Below are 19,335 nucleotides of genomic sequence, written 5' to 3' on the forward strand. Positions count from 1 at the left end.
CCTCAATCAGGTAATATGATACTACCAATATTTTCTCCACGGACAGCTTTTAACAGAGCTCCATCTTGAAAGAAATTCAAAACTATTATGGGAAGTCTGTATCTACCGCAGATGGAAAAAGCTTCCATATCCATAACTTTCAACCCGAGTTTTATTGCCTGCTGATAAGAGATTTTTTCAAATCTATGAGCTATACTGTTCTTTTTCGGATCGGTGTCGTAAACGCCGTCAACCTTCGTTGCTTTTATCAAAACAGATGCTCCCATTTCAACAGCCCTAAGCGCTGCTGCTGTGTCTGTTGTAAAGAATGGATTACTTGTTCCACCGGCAAAGATAACAACGTAACCTGCGTCGAAATAGAGATTTATGTCATCGTAATGAATGGGTCTGATCGATGGTAAGGAAGATATTTGCGAAACCACGACACATTTGATGCCATGCTTTTCAAGAGCTCCTTTCAGATACAGACCGTTTATTACTGTACCGAGCATACCTATCTGATCTGCCAGTGAATGCGGTATCTCTGACAGCTCTTCACCCCTGAATATATTCCCGGCGCCTATCACAATTCCAACATTCGTACCGTAGTCCACAACTTGAGATATTTGCTTTACCAGATAATCTATGTTGGTCTGATCAAATCCCCTTGATCCTTCCCCGCACATTACCTCCCCGCTGAGTTTTATCAGTACCTTTTTGTACATTTTAGATCCCTCCCAGAAGATTTTATCAGAGATATTCTCAGCAGGAAGAAGTTTGTTGTTACTTTAATATGACCTTGACTAAAATTGAATTGAAATATAAAATATATTCAAGTACAGTTGAAAAAATTGAAAGGAGAGATTTCAATGGCTCGAGTCATTTCAAAATGTCCAATTTGTGGATCGAATCTTGTTGTAACAGAGCTGAGCTGTCCATCCTGTAATACAGTGATAAAGGGTAAATTTGAACTTGAAGAATTCTTCAGGCTCACACCAGACCAGTTGAATTTTCTGAGGATTTTTATCAAAGTAAGAGGCAATTTGAGTGATTTGCAAAAGGAGCTTGGAATATCATACCCAACTGCAAAATCAAGACTGGAAGGGATCGTCAAGACACTTGGTTATGAAGCGCAGGAAGTTGAGGAAGAGAAACAGGTTGATGAACTACTGGACAAACTTGAAAAAGGCGAGATTTCGGCACAGGAGGCACTCGAGAAAATCAGGAGGTTGAGGGAGCAGTGAAGATAGCGCTCGCCATAACCGGTGTGATAGGAGCACTTTTGTTGATGTACATAGGTTCAAAACTCCTTCAGATGAAAGTGAAGTCCGTTACGCTCGTGTATGCTTTTTTTGTGGGTTTGTATGCTCTGTTTTTGATCATCGGGAACATAGTGCCCATCATCGTGTATCTTGCAGGTGAACTGGTTGTTATATGGGTTATTGTGATCTTCATGGGCTTTTAAGGGGTGAGAACGGTGGAAAGACAGTCAATTGATTTTACAAAGATCAGAAAGCTTATAGTGAAAATCGTGGACAGCGACGTGAAAATACTCGGCACTCAGTCGGCGGACACTTATATTCTTTACCAATCGCAGCCACCTTCCTTGGAGTATAAAGATGATACATTGATAATAAGCACTAAGGATAAGCATTTCTCATTGCTCGGTCCTGTGATATTTGGTCTGCAAAGCTCACAGGAAAGCATGGAACTCGTGGTGCCCTGTGAGCTGAAAGAGCTGATGGTCAGTGGGGTTTCCTCGGATGTTACGATACATTCAATGAAAGGTGAAGCTTTATCTGTAAAGACCGTCTCAGGAGACATTTCAATGGACAGCGTGGAATTTTCTGACTGCCAGATAAAGACCGTTTCTGGGGATATCACAATGGATTCGCCGAAAATTGCCAGGCTTGTTTTTTCCAGTGTTAGTGGAGATCTGAACATAAAGAATCTGGTGTGCCAGAACAGCGAATGGATTGTGAGCACCACAAGCGGAGATTTGACCATGGAAACGGTCGGTGTGCCGAATGTGAGATTGACTATGAGAACAGCGAGCGGTGAATTGAATACCAACGTTGGCTATACACGCGAGGGTAGAGATTACCTTTTTGGTGATGGCAGGATGAAAGTAACTGTCAGCACGGCTTCAGGCGATGTGGATATCAGGTCAACAAACAGAACCGAGAGATCTGATGGTATAGAAAAGAAAATTCTGCGCCTTGTGGCAAGTGGTAAGTTAACTTACGAGCAGGCAAAACAGATTTTAGATGAACTGAGTTGAGCTGTGGTATCATTGGAGCACACAGGAGGTGTGCTCTGTGGGAAAATTCATAAGAACGGCTTTGCTGATCTTTTTCTTCGGTTTAGCAACTTTTGGTATCATCGTTAGCTTTGTCGACAGGTTCACATCTTCCATTTTTGAGCTACCCGAAAGGACATATTCGATACTGGTCAATGAAAATGGCTCTGCAGATGTTGTGGAAACAGTTACCTACAAACTCAAAAAACCTTTTCGATATGTCAGCTGGGCTGTAGATTTTGATAGACCCACCAGGATATCTAATTTCAACTTTGAAATTCTTCAGGGGCCACCGTTGCAAACAGGACCATTTTACGATACGAAAAACGAAAACAGCATAAACCTGAGGCTGATTTTCAGCAGATCCATGAATGAATACCTCACAGTGCCAAAAGATGGTTTGATTATAAAAGTGGCATTTTCATACCACCTGGAAGATTTGCTCATAGAAGGACAGGACTTCACGCAATTGTTTGTGAAATACATAGGTACTGGTACCTCTGTTCGAACACAATCTCTGAAGGTTCGTGTGAGTTTTCCAGAGAAATTCCCAAAACCAATCGTCTACCATCACCCGTGGGGGCTTCAGGTTAAGAGCAGTATGATCAGTCCGAACATCTATGAGGCTGAGTTCAGAAACGTTCCAGCAAACTGCTTTGTGGAAGGAAGGTTTGTCTTTCCAAATTTGCTCAGAACAGGTACTCAATACATGATGAAATCAATAAATCTTTCACAGATAAAAGACATCGAGCGATCTTATTCGATCAAGACTCTGTTGATTGTAACGGGAAGCATAGCCTACCTGTTTCTTGTTATAGCTGTTCCTGTTGTTCTATACAGGAAATTTGGTAAAGAGCAATCAATACAGTACGATTCACTTTACGAAAGAGAGATTCCTTATAACGATCCTCCAGAGGTTGTCAATGCCATCGTCAAAAAGATCTGCTCGCATCCAGACGATGATGCGATAGCCGCTGCGATACTCAATTGTGTGAAAAAAGGCGATGTTGAACTGCTCGAAAATGAGAAAAAAGAAGTTATCGGCTTGAAAATAGTCAGAGTCAATCGGGAAAATCAAGATCTTCTGGAAGCCTTCAGGATGTTTGAAAAAGACGGTGTTGTTGATTTCAAGATCATCAAAAAGCTGTTGAAAGATCAGGCCAACGCGCAGAGATTTCTCAAAGCAATCAATAAATGGAGAGACAGTGTGTACCACCAAGCCGCTGGAAAAAATTATCTGATCACCACAGGTAACACCTTAGCCAAATTTTTTGGCATCGTTTTTGGTATTCTCATTCCGATATTTGTGATCCTTGGGTTGTCGAAGGTTCCTGAAGGTTATGAAATAGTTTCAAGGTACTCGATGATGCTTATGGGAGCATCTATTGTAATAGGAACAGTTGTGCTTTTTATGAAAAAAACAGTTTTTTCACGCTGGACTTCAGATGGATTACTGTATTATTTGAGATGGAAAAACTTTGAAAAATTCATAACGGACTTTTCCGCGCTGTCGACATATCCTCCCCAGTCGATAGCCATCTGGGATGATTACATAGTCTATGCAACTGCACTTGGTGTGGCAAAACAGGTTGTAAATAACCTCAGAAAACTGTACCCCGAACCACCATCAACTCCCGTAGCCTCGAAGGTTTATTATTCACCCATGTTAATGGCTGATCTTTCTTCTTTCAGGAGTATGGCAGTTTCTGCTGTTTCAAGTTCTGGTGGATCTGGTTCAAGTGGGGGTAGAGTAGGTGGAGGGTCTGGCGGCAGCAGGGTGGGCGCAGGATGATTTAGAAATTAGAAAATTATTAAAAATTTAAAGTTAAATGGCAAATACGATTTAGAATCCATTTGAATCAACACAGAATGGAGGGTTGTATCGTGAGAAAAGTATTCGTGCTGTTTTTGGTTTCAACCGTTGTTCTCATGTTCGCTGGTATTGTTGATGTGATCGAACTTGCAAAGCAAAACAGTGTCACTTATCTAAAGGCTGTACTGAATTTTGAGCAGGCAAAAAACGACTACGACAAGGCTATGATCGAAGCAAAAAACAAAAGACAGCAGCTTGTCGCACAAAAATCATGGCTTCAAGCCCAGCAGACCTATAACCAGTCCATGAAGAGTTTCTACAATGAATTTTTTGACGCTTACATCGGCGTGCTTGAGAACACCCTGCAAGTTCAAATTGCTCAGAACAAATTGCAGATAGCTGAGATTGATTTCAAACAAACTCAAGAGCTGTACAAAACAGGAGCCGCGACATTGCAGGATCTTCAAAGTGCGAGCTCAACTCGACTTGGATCGCAGGCAAGCCTTGATGAAGCGAAATTGAGCCTGGATCAATCCAAGCAAGACCTTCTGATTCTCTTAGGCAAAGATGTGCAGATTATAGATCCTTCATCAATCAACATCGATGTGAAACTACCTTCGATTGACAAATTGCTTGAAGAATCACTTGCCATTCAAATTGCGCAGATCGATGTCGATGTGGCTCAGATGGATTATGATAGCCTTGTGAATCCATCAGCTTACACAAAGAACAAGTACGAAAGAGTATTGAAAATAGCTCAAAATGAGCTCAAAAACACTCAAAACAGCACAAAAAAATCTTATCAGTCACTGCTTTTGACAACTGAGAACCTCAAAAAGACCATTCAGGCTCAGAGAGAGACTGTCAGTGTGGCAAAATCTCAGCTTGAGAGTGCCGAGAACAACTACAAGGTGGGTGTCGCTTCTGAAAAAGATTTGCTTGAAGCCAGAAACACCTACTTCACAGCTCAAAAAACCTTGCTCGGCTACATAAAATCTTTTCTGAAAAACCTCTGTTCGCTCTACCTTGATGCGAATCTGGATTATCAGCAACTGCTCTCTTCTATCTTTGGCGGGTGATCTAACATGAAAAAAATTCTGATCTTGTTTTTGTTGATACCACTTTTGTCATTCGCAGGTTTTTTTGATCTTGTGCAGGAGCAACTTCAAAAAGACAGTTCTTATCTTTCTGCTGTTATAAAGTACAAAAACGCCGAGTTCAATTTGTCAAAAACCAGGAATGTCTTTATACCTTATGTGGGTACTGATAAATTGTCTGTTACAACAGATTTTGAGAATTACACAGTGTCTATTCCGATTTCCATCGTTTTTCAGAACATCGCGGGGTTTGATTTTGCCATTTCAAATAGCTGGACCTACTCGAGTGAAGGCGAAAAATGGGACGACAGCGGCTGGGCTTTGAGAATTTCAAGGGAACTTTTCTCCAAATGGGATATTACAGACTTACAGAACCAGCAAGAATACACTTCTGCAGCCTGGGATTTGACTGATGCACGAAACAAGGTTTTTGTGGATCTTGCAAATGACGTTTTCAATTATCATTATTACACAAGAAAACTGGATATCACAAAACAGAAGATAAAGATTCTGGAAGATCAGTTTAATTCTTTACAAAAGGCGTACGAGGCTGGCACTGCATCAAAAGAAGATATACTGCAGGTTCAGAGCAATATCTACCAGATGACAAATCAGCTTGATCAAATCAGTCAGAATCTCACAGGAGCTCTTACGGGGTATTCCACTGATACGCTTAATACGATGATCGCCTGCCTTGAGAGGATTACAGCCAGCCTGCCAGATGAGCAACAAGCAGAGAAACTCGTTATGAACCGGCTTGATTTGAAAGCCCAGTTGATGGCAGTTGAAATTGCAAAACGTAAAAACGAAAGGGCTTATCAGGAATGGCTGCCAAATCCAACTTTTTCATTCACAGTCAAACAGGATAAGAACTCGGAAAGCGGATATTCTTTCTCACTCGGCTTTGGATTTGGCTACAACATACTCGACCGCGGAGAGAAAAATTACGCATACAATTCTGCCAAGGATTCATATTCACTGGAGCAACGCATACTCGATGAAAAAATAGATAACTTGAGAAAAGCCGTGCGAAAAGCTTTTCTTTCGATAAGAATTGCTGAATCATCGAAAAAAGTAGCCGAACTCAATTTACAACTGAAAAAGATGGAGTATGAAAATACCCTGAATGCTTCTTCTTTCGTATCAGAAAGTGATCTTGAGAGTGCAAAATTAGATCTGAATGATGCTGAAACAGAGCTTTTCAAGGCAAATTACAATCTGTTGATCGCTAAGATCAATTTACTCCAGACGCTTGGTGTTGATCTTGTTCAAATCGCGGGAGGTAACTGAGATGAGAAAGAACATTGCGACCTACATACTGATATCTGTTTCGATCTTATTTTTGTTTCTCTGGTCCTGTAATAGAAATGTGCAGCAATCTTCAGCCACCACTTCTTCAACAGAGTATACAGTAAAAAGGACTAATTTGGTTGATACTGTGACTGTTTCTGGAACAATCAAAGCCGAGAGTTCTGCCCAAGTGCAGGCACTGGTGAGCGGAGTTGTCAAAAAGATATACGTCAAAGAAGGTGACACGGTAAAGGCTGGGGATTTGTTGATAGAGCTGGATGATTCTGACTATAGACTTTCTTATTTAAAGGCACTTCAAAATTATGAACTGGCGAAAAATTCAGGCTCGAAACTGCTCATTGAGCAGCGCCAACTTGAGCTTGAAATCGCAAAAAGAGATCTTGATAGATGTAAAATCACCTCTCCAGTGAGTGGTATAGTGACGGCATTGAATGTTGAAGTCAACGACTATGTCTCAAAGGGAACAGCTGTCGATGTAGTGGCAAGAGTCGTGAATGTTGAAAATCTGTATGTATCTGCTGCCGTTGAAGAAATGGATTATTCAAAGGTAAAAGTTGGTCAAACAGCTTTTTTAACCTTTGAAGCATTTGAAGGAGTGAAATTTCCCGCAAAGGTGACATATGTTGGAAGTGAAGCACAAAATTCAGGTGGAATAGTCACAATTCCGATAAAACTGAGCTTGATCTTTCCAAAATCTGTGGGAGCTGGTGCAAATAGAATGGAAGAATTGATGAACAAAATAATACCTGGTCTTTGCTGTGAGGCTGAAATAACCGTTTTGAGCAAGACAAATGTGATAGTTGTTCCAGTCGGTGCAATTACTTATGAATCAGGTAAGGCTTATGTCACGGTGAAAAACGCAGACAAAACTGAAAAAAGGCAGGTTACCGTAGGAGAAAGATTCTCAAGTGGATATGAGATCTTAGACGGCTTGAAAGAAGGGGAAGTGATTATCATAAACAGAACATCATCTTCTTCTAACAATACTCAGCGAATAGTAATTCCAATGGGTGGATCGGCACCAATCCCTAGACGATAGGAAAGCGGGTGCAAAGATGGATGTCATAATAAATGTTGAGAATATCCGAAAAACATATAAAATGGGAGATAACATAGTCAAAGCTGTGGATGGTGTAACATTGAGTGTTTTTAACGGAGAATATCTGGTGATCATGGGTCCGTCTGGAAGTGGCAAGACCACGCTGATGCACTTGATGGGATGTCTTGACAAACCAGATTCCGGTGAAATCTATTTAGCAGGTCAGAAAGTTTCACAGCTCAGTGATAGAGATCTTGCCAAGGTGAGAAACAAAATGATTGGTTTTGTCTTTCAACAGTTCAACCTTTTACCACGTTTGACGGCACTTGAAAATGTAGAACTTCCAATGATTTACGCAGGTGTACCAAGAGCAATCAGGCGAAAAAGAGCAAAGGAACTTTTGGCAATGGTCGGACTTTCTGAAAGAATGGAGCACAAGCCAACACAGCTTTCTGGTGGGCAGATGCAAAGAGTTGCAATAGCAAGAGCACTTGCAAATAAACCACAGATTATTCTTGCCGATGAACCAACGGGGAATCTGGACAGTAAAAGTGGGGCTGAAATACTCAAAATCTTCTCAGATCTGCATTCAGATGGTCTAACCATAATCGTCGTAACGCACGATCCTGAAGTGGCTGAAAACGGCGAGCGTGTGATCCACATGAGAGATGGAAAGATAGTATCCCAAGAGGTGAGAACAAGTGTTGGAAATGCTTAAAGAAGCGTTCAGATCCATTGCGGCAAACAAGCTCAGGACTGCCTTGTCGATGATAGGCATAATCATAGGTGTTGCAGCCGTAATAGCAGTTGTTTCCGTGGCGGAAGGAACCAGTCGGAGTATAAAGCAAAATCTCTCAGCCATCGGTTCAAATCTGATCATGATTTCACCGGGGTTCACTGGAGGTAGGGGAGGTCGCGTATCAACAAGTCTTTCTGATCTGCTGACAAAAGACGACGCTCAAAAAATCCAGCAGTTTTGTACGTCAGTTTTGTACGTTACACCTGTTCAGCAGGGTAATTTCATTGTCCAATATGAACGACAGAACACCTTTTCCACTATTCTGGCAGTCTATCCGCAGATCTTCAACATGATGAATTTAAACCTGCAGGAGGGCGAGTATTTCACTCAGGAAGATGAAAACGGCAGAAGACGGGTAGCAGTGATTGGTAAAGAGATAGCCGATACGCTTTTCCCTGATGGCGACGCAGTCGGAAAGACTATAAAAATATCAAGTCAATCGATCCGACAGAATTATAAGATAATCGGCGTTCTTGAAAAAAGTGGAACGTTACTTTTCTTGAACCCAGATAGATCAATCTTAGTTCCATTCTCTTCGGCAGAAAATCGTCTTTTTAAGAGAAGTTATGTTTCTTCTATAATTGCTCAGGCTCAATCAGAAGAGGTTGCGGCTGAGGCTGTTTCCCAGATTGACTCTGTTCTGTACTCGCGATTCCAGGATTCAGAGAAATACAGGATAATCAGCCAGGAAGCGATGTTACAAACAATCAATCAAACGATGGCGCTTTTGAGTTTCATGCTCGGCAGTATTGCGGGAATTTCTCTGTTAGTTGGTGGAATAGGAATAATGAACATAATGCTTGTCACAGTGGCAGAGAGAACCAGGGAGATTGGTGTTAGAAAAGCAGTTGGTGCAAATAGAACACATATCCTCACGCAGTTTTTGCTTGAATCGATCATTCTGACGCTGGTTGCTGGAATCATCGGAGTCGGTGTGGGTATACTTCTTTCCAGAGCAATAGCTCTTATAGGTTCCATTCAAACTGCTGTCACACCTGTTGTGATACTGATAGCCGTTTCTGTTTCGGTAGCTGTTGGCGTGTTCTTTGGAGTCTTTCCGGCAATGAAAGCATCAAAACTCAATCCTGTCGAAGCGCTGAGGTATGAATGATCCTGGTGGAGGCGGGGGGAATCGAACCCCCGTCCGAGAATGAGTACCCCCAGGCGTCTCCGAGTGCAGCCTGTGTTTTCAATTCAGTTCACAATACCCACAGGCAGGTCTTGTGAACTATAGCCTTCCTTGGTTTCCCACCAAAGAACGGAAGGCAGATTCTTTGGGGATAGACTGGTTATATCACGCCCCTGTCCGAGCACCAGTCAAACTCGGCAGGAACGGCTGCTTATCTATTAAGCAGCAAGTGCAAGTTCGTTGTTGGCACTTCTTTTTTATTCCACCTTATTTACGAGGAGGTGGAGACCTCGACTCGCTTCCTGGGGGATCCCAAACCCGTCGAAACCGTTCGCCCCCTGTTTATAAATATTAACACGAAAAATGCCGTCGTGCAAGTTCAAAAAAATCAAAATCCAAGTTCTGAAAGCCTTCTTTTCACAACATTCAAAAATGCCTTGTAAAGATCCGGATGGAATTTTGTTCCAAGCATTTCTTTTTCTATAATCCTCAGTGCTTCGTCAAGGCTTAGAGCAGGTCTGTACGGTCTTTCTTCAATTAATGCCGTGAAAACATCAACCATAGAGACTATTTGAGCTCGTATACTTATCTGGTCGCCAGTCAGTCCATCTGGATAACCTGAGCCATCTATATTCTCATGATGGTGTCTTACGATATCTGCTACTAAATCCCATCCAGATATGTTCTTGACGATCTTTTCACCGTATATCGGATGTTTTTTCATTATTTCAAACTCATCGAAGGTGAGCCTGCCGGGTTTGTTCAGTATGTGTTCAGGTATCCCTATTTTCCCCACATCATGCAGCAGGGCACCAAACTTTATTGCTTCCAGATCTGCGGGATCTGTTATACCCAGCTCTTTTGCCAAATCAAGTGCGAGGCTGACCACTCTGCCGGAGTGACCAAATGTGCTCGCATCTTTTATTTCAATAGCTTCAGCGAGAGTGGATATTATCTGGGTGTTTCTTTCTTGAAGGGTTCTTTGCATTTCTTCAAGTTCATTGACTGTGTCCTGCAGGCTGTTCATCATTGCGTGCATTTCAACCTGTGAAGCCTTCTGTATCTCAAGAAGTTTTGCGATAGATTCCTGTAATTCGTTCAAATCATCAATACGGGTTTTCACGGGCACGTAATTCACTTCTTTGTTTTTCTGGATTTCTACGGCGCTTTTATTTATGTTGTCCACTACCATAGCAGTAGCACCTATGAGTTTGGTTTCGAACCTTGAAAAGAAGATCATCCATATAATCGTACCCATCAGCGCTACCAGTGAAATGATCATATATGGTGTCAAAACAACAAGATAACTTTTAAAAGGTATAAAAACGGCTGCCTTTGCGTTTATAATGGGAAGATCTTCCAGATATAGATATCCAGAAAGACCGTTCAATCTGACAAATCTATTTTTGATACCAACGTTAACACCTGCCATTTCCATCTGGGTTGACAGAACGATTTCACCCTGTTCTGTAACTAAAAGCACGCTTGCAAGTTCACTTGTCAGAAAGCTGCTAAAGAAACTCTGCGGTATCTCGATGAACAACAAACCATTGTGGCTTTCGAGTAGAAGTTTGGCGCTGTTTCCAGAAAGAAATAAGCCTTTGGAGTCTGGTACAAGCCAGGGTAATTTTTTGTAAGTCAGTACACGTGAGAGATCAACACCGGTTTGTAAATCTACAAGATCAGGGCTCAGGGTTCTTGTCAGAATATCAACCTGCTGCTTTCCCTTGAGTACATTATTGATTATGTTCTCCAACAAACGTTTTTCAGCCTGCAAATAAGTTTGAGAGTAGTACCTGTGAACGTTTCCGGAAATTATCACAAAACCAACTACAAAAACAAAAACCAGAATTAGAATCAAAAAAAGCCCATATCTTGACAACCTGCGAGCTACAACCGCAAGCTTCATTTCTTCACCTCTTCAACAAATTGTCCATTTTTTACCGTCACGAAATTCGTTGATCTTGAAACGGATAAATCTGGTTTAACCGTAAAACTCCCTGTTGCCCCATTGAATGTCTTATTTTGAAGATAATTGTACGCTTCATTTGTCTTTATCTTTGATTTGATCAAAGACCATATAACCATAAGAGTATCATAACTACCTGCCTGTTGAAGATCCATAAAACCCGATTTCATCATCTGGGAAAAGTCGAAAAGGCTGTATATTGTATATCATCATTCCCTCAACCGCCAGACCACCTGTTGAAAGCAGAGCATCTGTGTAAGCATAATCAGAACCATAAATAATCCCTTTGAATCCTTTGTTCATAGCCAATTGAGCCACCAGACCAGCTACTCTTCCATCTAAAACCAGTACTATAGAGTCGTAATTTGAAAAATCAAAATCCAGCATTTCATCCACAGAATCTATGTACAAACAATGTAGGGGCGTCGATGAATACTGAACCATTATTTTAAAAAGATTTTCACTGTAAACGATGTTGTTTTTGTCCAGTATCACGATGGTGTTTTTTCTCGAATCGCTGTTCAGTTGGTCAACTAATCCTTTTGCCTGTATGTCATCTGTAACGCTCAGAGTCATAAAGTACCTGCTCTTTCCAACGACCTGTGGAGAAGTTACTAAGGGTGCTATTGCAAAGATCTGGTACTTATCAAGATATGGCAATAGAGCCATAGCTTCAGTGCTGATCCTTGGACCTACGGCGTAGCAGTTGGAATATTTTCGCATACTTTTTTCAATTTCATCGATTTGCTGGTCTACTCTAATTGTTATGAGTTCTACTTTCAGGTTATTTTCCCTGATGTATCTTTCAATGCCGCTGCGAAAATTGGTCTGACCATCTTCAAAGATTGTAATCTTTGGGTTTGGTTGTTTTGAGTACAGAACCAAAACCAAAAGCCCTGCGATTGCGATCAACACTATGATTAAGATGAACTGTCTCACTCAACAACCTCCAGACCAAAACCGGCGGTCCCTGGTCCCACATGTGTTGTAATGACCTTTCCCATCTCTGTGAAAGATGCATCCAGAACATTATAGTGTTTTTTCAACATTTCGAGCATGATTTTTGTACTTTCTCTTTCATCGGCATCGACCATGATCACTCTGATCTTCGAACCCTCTGGTACTAAACTCAGGCTTTTCTTAATCAGCATTTCCTGAGCTCTTTTGGTGCCTCTTGCTTTCTCAAAAGGAACGAGTCTTCCCTCAGGATCAATCCACACACCGACGTGTATGTTGAGTAAAGAGCCGAAGAACCCCTGCATCCTTGAAACCCTTCCACCTTTTACCAGAAAATCGAAATTCGACACGTAAAAGATCGCTTTGTATTTAGTCTGCTCAACATCTTTTATGAGTGTTTCGTAAATCTGTTTTGTGCTCAGTCCTTTTGCCTCAAGTTCCCTCGCACGCCGTGCAAGCAGTGGCATCGCTGCGGACGCAAGTCTGCTGTCAATCACATAGACGGGAATCCTGACCTCTTTCGATGCCGCAAGCGCCGAGTCATAAGTACCAGACAATTTTGTTGATATACAGATGGCCAGGATTTCTTCGTATCCCTCTTTTTGCAGTTTCTCATATAACGAAACAAATTCACCAACCGAAGGTTGAGAGCTCTTGGGTAAAGCTGAAGCCTTGGAGATTCTATTGTAGAAATCTCTTATCTTTTCTATATCTCTTACATCGTCTTCCTGAGTACCATCGGGCCAGGTAATGTGAAGCGGTATAACTGACAGATCGTATTTGTCTACCCATTCCTCAGAAACGTCCGATGTGCTGTCTAAAACTATTTTCAGTTTGCTCATCAAAACACCTCCTTCACGTCTTGAATTTTTCAATGTGTGTCTGAAGTTCATTAATAGATTTTAGCAGATCATCAACGATTTCTGTCAGTTTGACAATTTTTTCAGATCGCTCTTCGACAGACTTCGACAAGCCTGATAAATCTTGGCTTGCTTCATCTCATGAAATTTATCGTCCTGTGGTGATACCAAGGTAGGCTTTTCTCACATTGTCGTTCCCCAATAGATTTTGTCCGGTATCTTCAAGGACAATGCGCCCTGTTTCCAGTACATAGCCGTAGTCAGCAATCTTCAAAGCTGCAAAAGCATTCTGTTCGACAAGAAGTATTGTCACTCCTTCTTGGCGTATTTTCTGAATTATTTCGAAAACTTCTTTCACAAGCAAAGGTGCAAGACCAAGTGATGGTTCATCGAGCATGAGTAACTTCGGTCTGGTCATCAATCCACGAGCAACGGCGAGCATCTGTTGCTCACCACCGGAAAGCGTTCCACCTAATTGTTTCAACCTTTCCTTGAGCCTTGGAAAAAGTGTCAGAACCCATTCCAGGTCGCGTTTTATGCCATCTTGATCTGTTCTTGCGTATGCACCCATCATCAGATTTTCATAAACTGTGAGATTCGGAAAGATCCTCCTACCCTCTGGAACAAGGGCAATCCCGCTGTTTACGATCATATGTGTTGGTAAATGCGTAATGTCGCTTTTATTGAAAAAAACCTTTCCCTCTCTCTTATTCACCAGATTCGTAATCGCCCCAAGTGTAGTTGTCTTGCCTGCACCGTTGGCACCAATCAACGTGACAATTTGACCTTTTTGAACCTTCATAGAGATACCTTTGAGCGCGTGAATGTTCCCATAATAAACATGCAGATTTTCTATTCTCAAGACTTCTTCATTCACGACAACACCTCCTCGCCGAGGTAGGCTTTGATCACTACAGGATCGGACTGAATCTGCTGCGGACTTCCCTGGGCAATGAGCTTTCCATAGTCCATAACATAGATTCGTTCACAGATACCCATTATTACTTTCATATCGTGTTCAATGATCATTATCGTCAGAGAAAAATCATTTCTCACCTTTTTGATGAATTCCATCAGTTCATAGGTTTCCTGAGGATTCATACCGGCAGCAGGTTCGTCGAGTAATAGCAGTTTCGGGTTAGTGGCGAGTGCTCGTGCTATTTCAAGTTTTCTCTGCAAACCATAGGGTAGTGAACTGGCTTTATCGTTGGCAAAACTCTCCAGCCCAACTCTGTTAAGCAGTTTAAAAGCCTCGCTGTACATCTGTTTTTCCATGCGAATGCTCCCCGGCGTTTTAGCCACGCATTTGAAAAACCACAGCCAGCTTCTGAGCTTCAGGTGCTGTGGAACCATTACATTTTCCAGAACAGTCATATCTGAAAACAATCTGATATTCTGAAAGGTTCTTGCTATACCATATCGTGTTATCTCATGTGGTTTGTGACCTGATATATCCCTGCCAAAAAAGAAGATCCTGCCTTCATCTGGAGCGTACATTCCTGTTATAACATTGAAAAGAGTTGTCTTGCCAGCTCCATTTGGACCTATCAATCCAACCAATTCGCCCTGCTTTATATAACCGTTAAACTGATCGACAGCTACAAGACCTCCAAAGCGTTTTGTTACGTTGTCTATCAAAAGCACTTCATTCATTTTTCACACCTCTTTTTTTCAAACGCGTTATCAACGAGTAGAGTGAGTCCCACGACAGTTCATTTCTACCCATTATCCCGCGCTGCCAAAAGAGCATCAGTAAAATCAATAAAACAGACAAAACCACCATTCTCATGCCGGGAATACCAGGGAAGGTGATGGAAGCAATCTTGAATGGACTTTCGAGAAATCTCAGAAACTCAAGTCCAACTGTGTAAATTGAAGCTCCTATGATTGCCCCGCTGATACTGCCAAGCCCACCGAGCACAGCCATGATGAGTATTTCGAATGTTTTAGAGAAGGCAAATGACTTTGGATCAATTGTGGTGATGAGATGAGCCCACAGCGATCCTCCAACGCCTGCGAAGAAGGAACCAAGCACGAAGCTCACAACCTGATGTGAAAAAACATTTATTCCCATAGCTTTAGCAGCTATTGGGTCTTCTCTAATGGCTTTCAGAGCCCTCCCGTAGCTACTTTTCACCAGACTAGAAATCACCAGAACGGTTATGAGCGCCCAGCCCCAGGACCAATAGATATTTGTGTATGGTGGAATTGCCTTCAAACCCAGAGCGCCATTTGTGATAGACCAGGCATTATTTGCGATAATTCGTATAGTTTCTCCCAATCCAAGTGTGGCAATTGCCAGATAATCGCCTATGAGTCTCAACGATGGTGCCGCAACAACGTAACCAAATCCAGCAGCGACAAGTCCGGCGATTATCGTGGCTGGCAGAAAAGGAATCTGAATCTGATTCAGTGGGTAGATCAAAGGCTTTATGAGAAAAGTCATCTCTTTTTGTGCAACAGGCAAAGTCAGCAGTGCCGATACATACGCGCCTATGGCAATGAAACCGGCATGTCCAAGGGAGAAAATGCCAGTTATTCCATTGATGAGAGTCAGCGAAACCGCAAAAATTATGTTTATCGCCATTAGATTTAAGATCAGTATTACATACTCACTCGCCATTTTGTTTGCGAGAAACAGAAGAAAGCCTATGCCAGTGATCAAAGAGATTGTGAGAAAAAACTTCACCCTCATATTATCACACCTTTTCCGATACTTCCACGCCGAGTATTCCAGTTGGTTTAACAAGCAAAACAAACAACAATATCGCATAAGCAAAAGCATCTCTGTAACCAGCCAGGGAAGGCACAAATGCGACGATCATGATTTCACTTATTCCCAGTATGAAACCACCGACCATTGCCCCCTGAATGCTACCTATACCCCCAACGACTGCCGCTATGAAAGCCTTGAGCCCAGGTATCATACCCGTATAGGGATAAACCTGTGGATATTTCATTGCCCAGAGTATTCCACCTACAGCAGCAAGACCGGAACCCAGCATGAACGTAAAACTGATCACTCTATCCGCGTTAACACCCATCAGTTTTGTCATAGGAATGTCTTTTGAAATGGCTCTCATCGCCATTCCAACCTTTGTTTTATAAACTATCCACATCAACAGTATCAATGCTAAAACCACAATACCGATTGTGATGAATGTGAGAACAGGTATTTTGACATCGCCGATGTCTATCATGTTTAAAAACGATGTTGGGTAAATACCAGTTTGAGGATTGAAAGATTTTGCCCTTCCACCAAATACCACTATTGCAAAATTCTCCAAAAAGAAAGAGACACCGATGGCAGTTATGAGTGCCGATATCCTGGGTGCATTTCTCAAGGGTCTGTACGCAATTCTTTCAATGAATGCTCCTAAAAATGCCGTTACGAAGATCGAAAAAATAAAAGCCGCCCACCACGGCATGAGAAACAGTATGACTCCATAAAAGGCAAAGTATATTCCATATGTGAAGATATCACCATGTGCAAAATTGATGAGTCTGAGTATGCCATAGACCATTGTATAACCTATAGCGATCAGAGCATAAATTCCACCCAAGGAAAACGCATTGACAAGGTGCTGTAAAAACCCGGCAAGGCTCAAGAAATCACCCCCACTTTTGTAAAAGCCCCCTTTCGGGGGCTATGTTCACGGTCTTACAACTGTCATGAGCATGAATTGACCATTCTTCACGGTGTTGATAACAGCAGGTTTTATTGGATCTCCAGATCCTTCCGGGAAAGTAATTGTTCCGCCAACACCCTGGAAATCCTTCGTCGCTGCGATTGCATCTCTTATTGCGATCGGGTCAATTGACTGAGCTCTTTCGATTGCATCCAGCACGAGATTGTAAGCATCAAAAGCCAGCGCACCGAATGCATCTGGTCTTCTGTTGTATTCCTTGATATATGCTTCAACAAAAGGCTTTGTCGCCACTGAAAGATCAGCGTCCTGATGGAAGTAGGTTGTGTAATACAATCCTTCAACAAACTTTCCACCAATCTGTATCAACTCTGGTGCATCTGCACCATCGCCTGCTAAGAAGTTACCTTTAAAACCCAGCTCGCGGGCTTGCTTGCAGATGAGTGCTATTTCTGAATAATAGCCTGGTAGGAAAATCGTATCCGGATTTTTCGACAGGGCATCTGTCAGTTGAGCGGTGAAATCTTGATCTCCAGTGTTGTAATATTCATCAAAAAACTTGCCACCAAACTGTTCAAACTTTCTTTTGAAGTAATTGGCAAGACCAACCACATAATCCTGTGCTACATCAACCATGATCGCTACTTTCTTTGAACCCAATTGTTCCCAGGCGAATTTTGCAAGCAATTCTCCCTGCATTGGGTCAGTAAAGCATGTCCTGAAAATGAATCTTCTGTTCTGTGTTACAAGTGGATTTGTAGCGGTGTTTGTGACCATCGCAACCTGTTTTTGCTCGGCTATGGCACCTGCGGCTAAGGCGCACGAACTGGTACATGGTCCAAGAATCGCAACGACCTTTTCCACATCGATCAGTCTTTTCACGACATTGGCTGCCTCTGCCTTGTCACCTTTGTTATCAAGAAGAACTACCCTGACCGGTATGTCTTTGCCTCCAATTCTCACGGTGGGTCTAAGTTTCATCGCAAGTCTCACACCATCCCACGACATCTGACCAAATCCCGCAATAGGACCGGTCATTTCCCAGCCAGCTCCGATCTTTACTTCGGTGATCTCAGCTGCAAAAACATAAGCAAAAACCGCTACCATGGCAACAAACACGTAGACCTTCCGCATAATCCAGCCCCCTTTTTGAGAAGAGTACCTGAATCCTCAGGTTGGCACATATTATACCATATACGTTCTTGTGTCAAGAACTGATTTTGAATTGACTACAAAACGCAAAAGGCGGAGGATGACCTCCGCCGTACTTTTGAAAAAACCATCATTTGTATTTGTTCTTTCAGATATCTTTCTAAAAAAAGAATACAGATTTCAATTTTGATCTGAAAAATAACCACATAAAAACTGAATAAGAAGAATTCATCTTCTATAAAAAGTAAATTGCCAAAGACATCACTATGATATTTTTTAAATGATTCTGATTGAAACTCAATTAATCGCAACTTTCATCGTAGGTGAATGGTAGTTCACTGTTTAAATCCTGTGTTTTTTAAGTGATCTGTCCTTTAGTTTTTCAATAGATTTTCCAGCACCAAAAGATTAGACCTATGCCAATTATACGCACTTATCTTTGGATAGATCTACCCGACAAGCTTGTCCATTATATATAATACGAAAGTGAAAAAAATAACAAATCGATCAAACTCTCATCCCGAGAGTTTTTTAAAGCATTTTTTGAAAAAAACTACCTGTTTACGGTTGATTTAGAACTTAGTTGTCCATAAGGTTATTCTGAAATGATATATCCTATGTGTCCTTCCAGAATTGGCAGATGAGCTCTGCAAGATCCAGATCTCCCGGTTCTGTAATTTTGAAGCAATACGGGTCAGCTTGGACTATTTTTACCTTTCTGTTGCTCAGAAAAACAGGTTTTGTGCCATCCTCTGCTTCGAATCTACTGATCGCTTGGATAATAATCTCGTACTCGAAAGCCTGTGGTGTTTGGATGCGATACAGAGATTCTCTGGGTATGTAGGAACTCACAAAACCATCTTTGCAGTAAGCGACTGTGTCAAAAATTGGGACAGCGGCGGTAGCTGCCCCAAAGGTTTTCGCCTGCTGAATGACTTTATCAAGTAAATTCAGTCTCAAAAAAGGTCTTGCTGCATCGTGAAAGACTACTATCGATGGATTTATATCTCTGAGAAAATCAACTGCTATCAGCGAGGTTTCATGTCTTGTTTTTCCCCCTGTTAGTATCCATTTCACTTTTCTAAAGTTTTTCGCCATCTGTGTAACACTTTCTTTGTATCCATCAGGTATCATCACAAGGCAGAAATCCACCAGAGAGGATTTTTCAAAGGTTGAAAGTGAATAATAAAGAACGGGATGATCACCGATTTTGTAAAATTGTTTTGGGATATCTGTCTTTGCTCTGGTGCTTTTACCAGCAGCCATTATTATACCTATTGTCAT

Annotated in this window: 20 protein-coding genes and 1 other RNA gene; 9 read left to right on the forward strand and 12 right to left on the reverse strand. The window is 41.8% G+C overall.

The window, feature by feature from the left end:
- Positions 1 to 2: 2 nt before the first annotated feature.
- A complete protein-coding gene (gene pyrH / locus AC4E92_RS00595; protein ID WP_490238640.1) occupies positions 3 to 704 on the reverse strand; it encodes a UMP kinase in 702 nt (233 codons plus the stop codon).
- A gap of 144 nt (positions 705 to 848) precedes the next feature.
- Between pyrH and AC4E92_RS00600 the strand changes: the two genes are divergently transcribed.
- From AC4E92_RS00600 to AC4E92_RS00640, 9 genes are all read left to right on the forward strand, one after another.
- Positions 849 to 1,223, forward strand: a complete 375-nt coding sequence (locus AC4E92_RS00600) for a DUF2089 domain-containing protein (protein WP_490238641.1) — start codon at positions 849 to 851, stop codon at positions 1,221 to 1,223.
- Positions 1,220 to 1,444, forward strand: coding sequence for a hypothetical protein (locus AC4E92_RS00605; protein ID WP_490238642.1), 225 nt, complete (start codon positions 1,220 to 1,222; stop codon positions 1,442 to 1,444). The genes AC4E92_RS00600 and AC4E92_RS00605 overlap by 4 nt, the downstream gene beginning before the upstream one ends.
- A gap of 12 nt (positions 1,445 to 1,456) precedes the next feature.
- Positions 1,457 to 2,260, forward strand: coding sequence for a DUF4097 family beta strand repeat-containing protein (locus AC4E92_RS00610; protein WP_490238643.1), 804 nt, complete (start codon positions 1,457 to 1,459; stop codon positions 2,258 to 2,260).
- Between the two features lie 37 nt (positions 2,261 to 2,297).
- Positions 2,298 to 4,070, forward strand: a complete 1,773-nt coding sequence (locus AC4E92_RS00615) for a DUF2207 family protein (protein WP_490238644.1) — start codon at positions 2,298 to 2,300, stop codon at positions 4,068 to 4,070.
- 92 nt (positions 4,071 to 4,162) lie between these two features.
- A complete protein-coding gene (locus AC4E92_RS00620; protein ID WP_490238645.1) occupies positions 4,163 to 5,170 on the forward strand; it encodes a TolC family protein in 1,008 nt (335 codons plus the stop codon).
- 6 nt (positions 5,171 to 5,176) lie between these two features.
- The gene (locus AC4E92_RS00625) at positions 5,177 to 6,478 is read left to right on the forward strand and encodes a TolC family protein (protein ID WP_490238646.1); all 1,302 of its coding nucleotides are present in this window, start codon (positions 5,177 to 5,179) and stop codon (positions 6,476 to 6,478) included.
- 1 nt (position 6,479) lies between these two features.
- The gene (locus tag AC4E92_RS00630; protein ID WP_490238647.1) at positions 6,480 to 7,538 is read left to right on the forward strand and encodes an efflux RND transporter periplasmic adaptor subunit; all 1,059 of its coding nucleotides are present in this window, start codon (positions 6,480 to 6,482) and stop codon (positions 7,536 to 7,538) included.
- Positions 7,539 to 7,554: 16 nt separating this feature from the next.
- Complete coding sequence (locus AC4E92_RS00635; RefSeq protein ID WP_490238648.1) at positions 7,555 to 8,256, forward strand: ABC transporter ATP-binding protein; 702 nt, start codon at positions 7,555 to 7,557, stop codon at positions 8,254 to 8,256.
- Positions 8,249 to 9,448, forward strand: a complete 1,200-nt coding sequence (locus AC4E92_RS00640) for an ABC transporter permease (protein WP_490238876.1) — start codon at positions 8,249 to 8,251, stop codon at positions 9,446 to 9,448. Before AC4E92_RS00635 ends, AC4E92_RS00640 begins: the two co-directional genes overlap by 8 nt.
- A gap of 3 nt (positions 9,449 to 9,451) precedes the next feature.
- Here the strand turns inward: AC4E92_RS00640 and ssrA are convergent.
- The 11 genes from ssrA to AC4E92_RS00695 form a co-directional block, all read right to left on the reverse strand.
- Positions 9,452 to 9,805: a transfer-messenger RNA gene (gene ssrA, locus AC4E92_RS00645) on the reverse strand.
- Between the two features lie 49 nt (positions 9,806 to 9,854).
- Positions 9,855 to 11,375: an HD-GYP domain-containing protein gene (locus tag AC4E92_RS00650; protein WP_490238649.1), complete on the reverse strand. Its 1,521-nt coding sequence runs from the start codon at positions 11,373 to 11,375 to the stop codon at positions 9,855 to 9,857.
- Positions 11,372 to 11,590 (reverse strand): hypothetical protein, encoded by a 219-nt coding sequence (locus tag AC4E92_RS00655; protein ID WP_490238650.1) that lies wholly within the window; start codon positions 11,588 to 11,590, stop codon positions 11,372 to 11,374. The genes AC4E92_RS00650 and AC4E92_RS00655 overlap by 4 nt, the downstream gene beginning before the upstream one ends.
- Positions 11,568 to 12,374 (reverse strand): type 1 periplasmic-binding domain-containing protein, encoded by an 807-nt coding sequence (locus tag AC4E92_RS00660; protein WP_490238651.1) that lies wholly within the window; start codon positions 12,372 to 12,374, stop codon positions 11,568 to 11,570. Before AC4E92_RS00660 ends, AC4E92_RS00655 begins: the two co-directional genes overlap by 23 nt.
- On the reverse strand, positions 12,371 to 13,234 hold the full coding sequence (locus tag AC4E92_RS00665; protein ID WP_490238652.1) for a DegV family protein: 864 nt from the start codon (positions 13,232 to 13,234) through the stop codon (positions 12,371 to 12,373). Before AC4E92_RS00665 ends, AC4E92_RS00660 begins: the two co-directional genes overlap by 4 nt.
- 166 nt (positions 13,235 to 13,400) lie before the next feature.
- Complete coding sequence (locus tag AC4E92_RS00670; RefSeq protein ID WP_490238653.1) at positions 13,401 to 14,129, reverse strand: ABC transporter ATP-binding protein; 729 nt, start codon at positions 14,127 to 14,129, stop codon at positions 13,401 to 13,403.
- Positions 14,126 to 14,905 (reverse strand): ABC transporter ATP-binding protein, encoded by a 780-nt coding sequence (locus AC4E92_RS00675; RefSeq protein ID WP_490238654.1) that lies wholly within the window; start codon positions 14,903 to 14,905, stop codon positions 14,126 to 14,128. Before AC4E92_RS00675 ends, AC4E92_RS00670 begins: the two co-directional genes overlap by 4 nt.
- Positions 14,898 to 15,947 (reverse strand): branched-chain amino acid ABC transporter permease, encoded by a 1,050-nt coding sequence (locus AC4E92_RS00680; protein WP_490238655.1) that lies wholly within the window; start codon positions 15,945 to 15,947, stop codon positions 14,898 to 14,900. The genes AC4E92_RS00675 and AC4E92_RS00680 overlap by 8 nt, the downstream gene beginning before the upstream one ends.
- A 4-nt stretch (positions 15,948 to 15,951) precedes the next feature.
- Complete coding sequence (locus tag AC4E92_RS00685) at positions 15,952 to 16,860, reverse strand: branched-chain amino acid ABC transporter permease (protein ID WP_490238656.1); 909 nt, start codon at positions 16,858 to 16,860, stop codon at positions 15,952 to 15,954.
- A gap of 45 nt (positions 16,861 to 16,905) precedes the next feature.
- Entirely contained in the window at positions 16,906 to 18,033 is a 1,128-nt protein-coding gene (locus tag AC4E92_RS00690; protein ID WP_490238657.1) for an ABC transporter substrate-binding protein, read from the reverse strand.
- A 633-nt stretch (positions 18,034 to 18,666) separates the two neighbouring features.
- On the reverse strand, positions 18,667 to 19,335 hold the full coding sequence (locus AC4E92_RS00695) for an IspD/TarI family cytidylyltransferase (protein WP_490238658.1): 669 nt from the start codon (positions 19,333 to 19,335) through the stop codon (positions 18,667 to 18,669).

The sequence above is a fragment of the Pseudothermotoga sp. genome (assembly GCF_031962025.1).
Taxonomy (GTDB): domain Bacteria; phylum Thermotogota; class Thermotogae; order Thermotogales; family DSM-5069; genus Pseudothermotoga_B.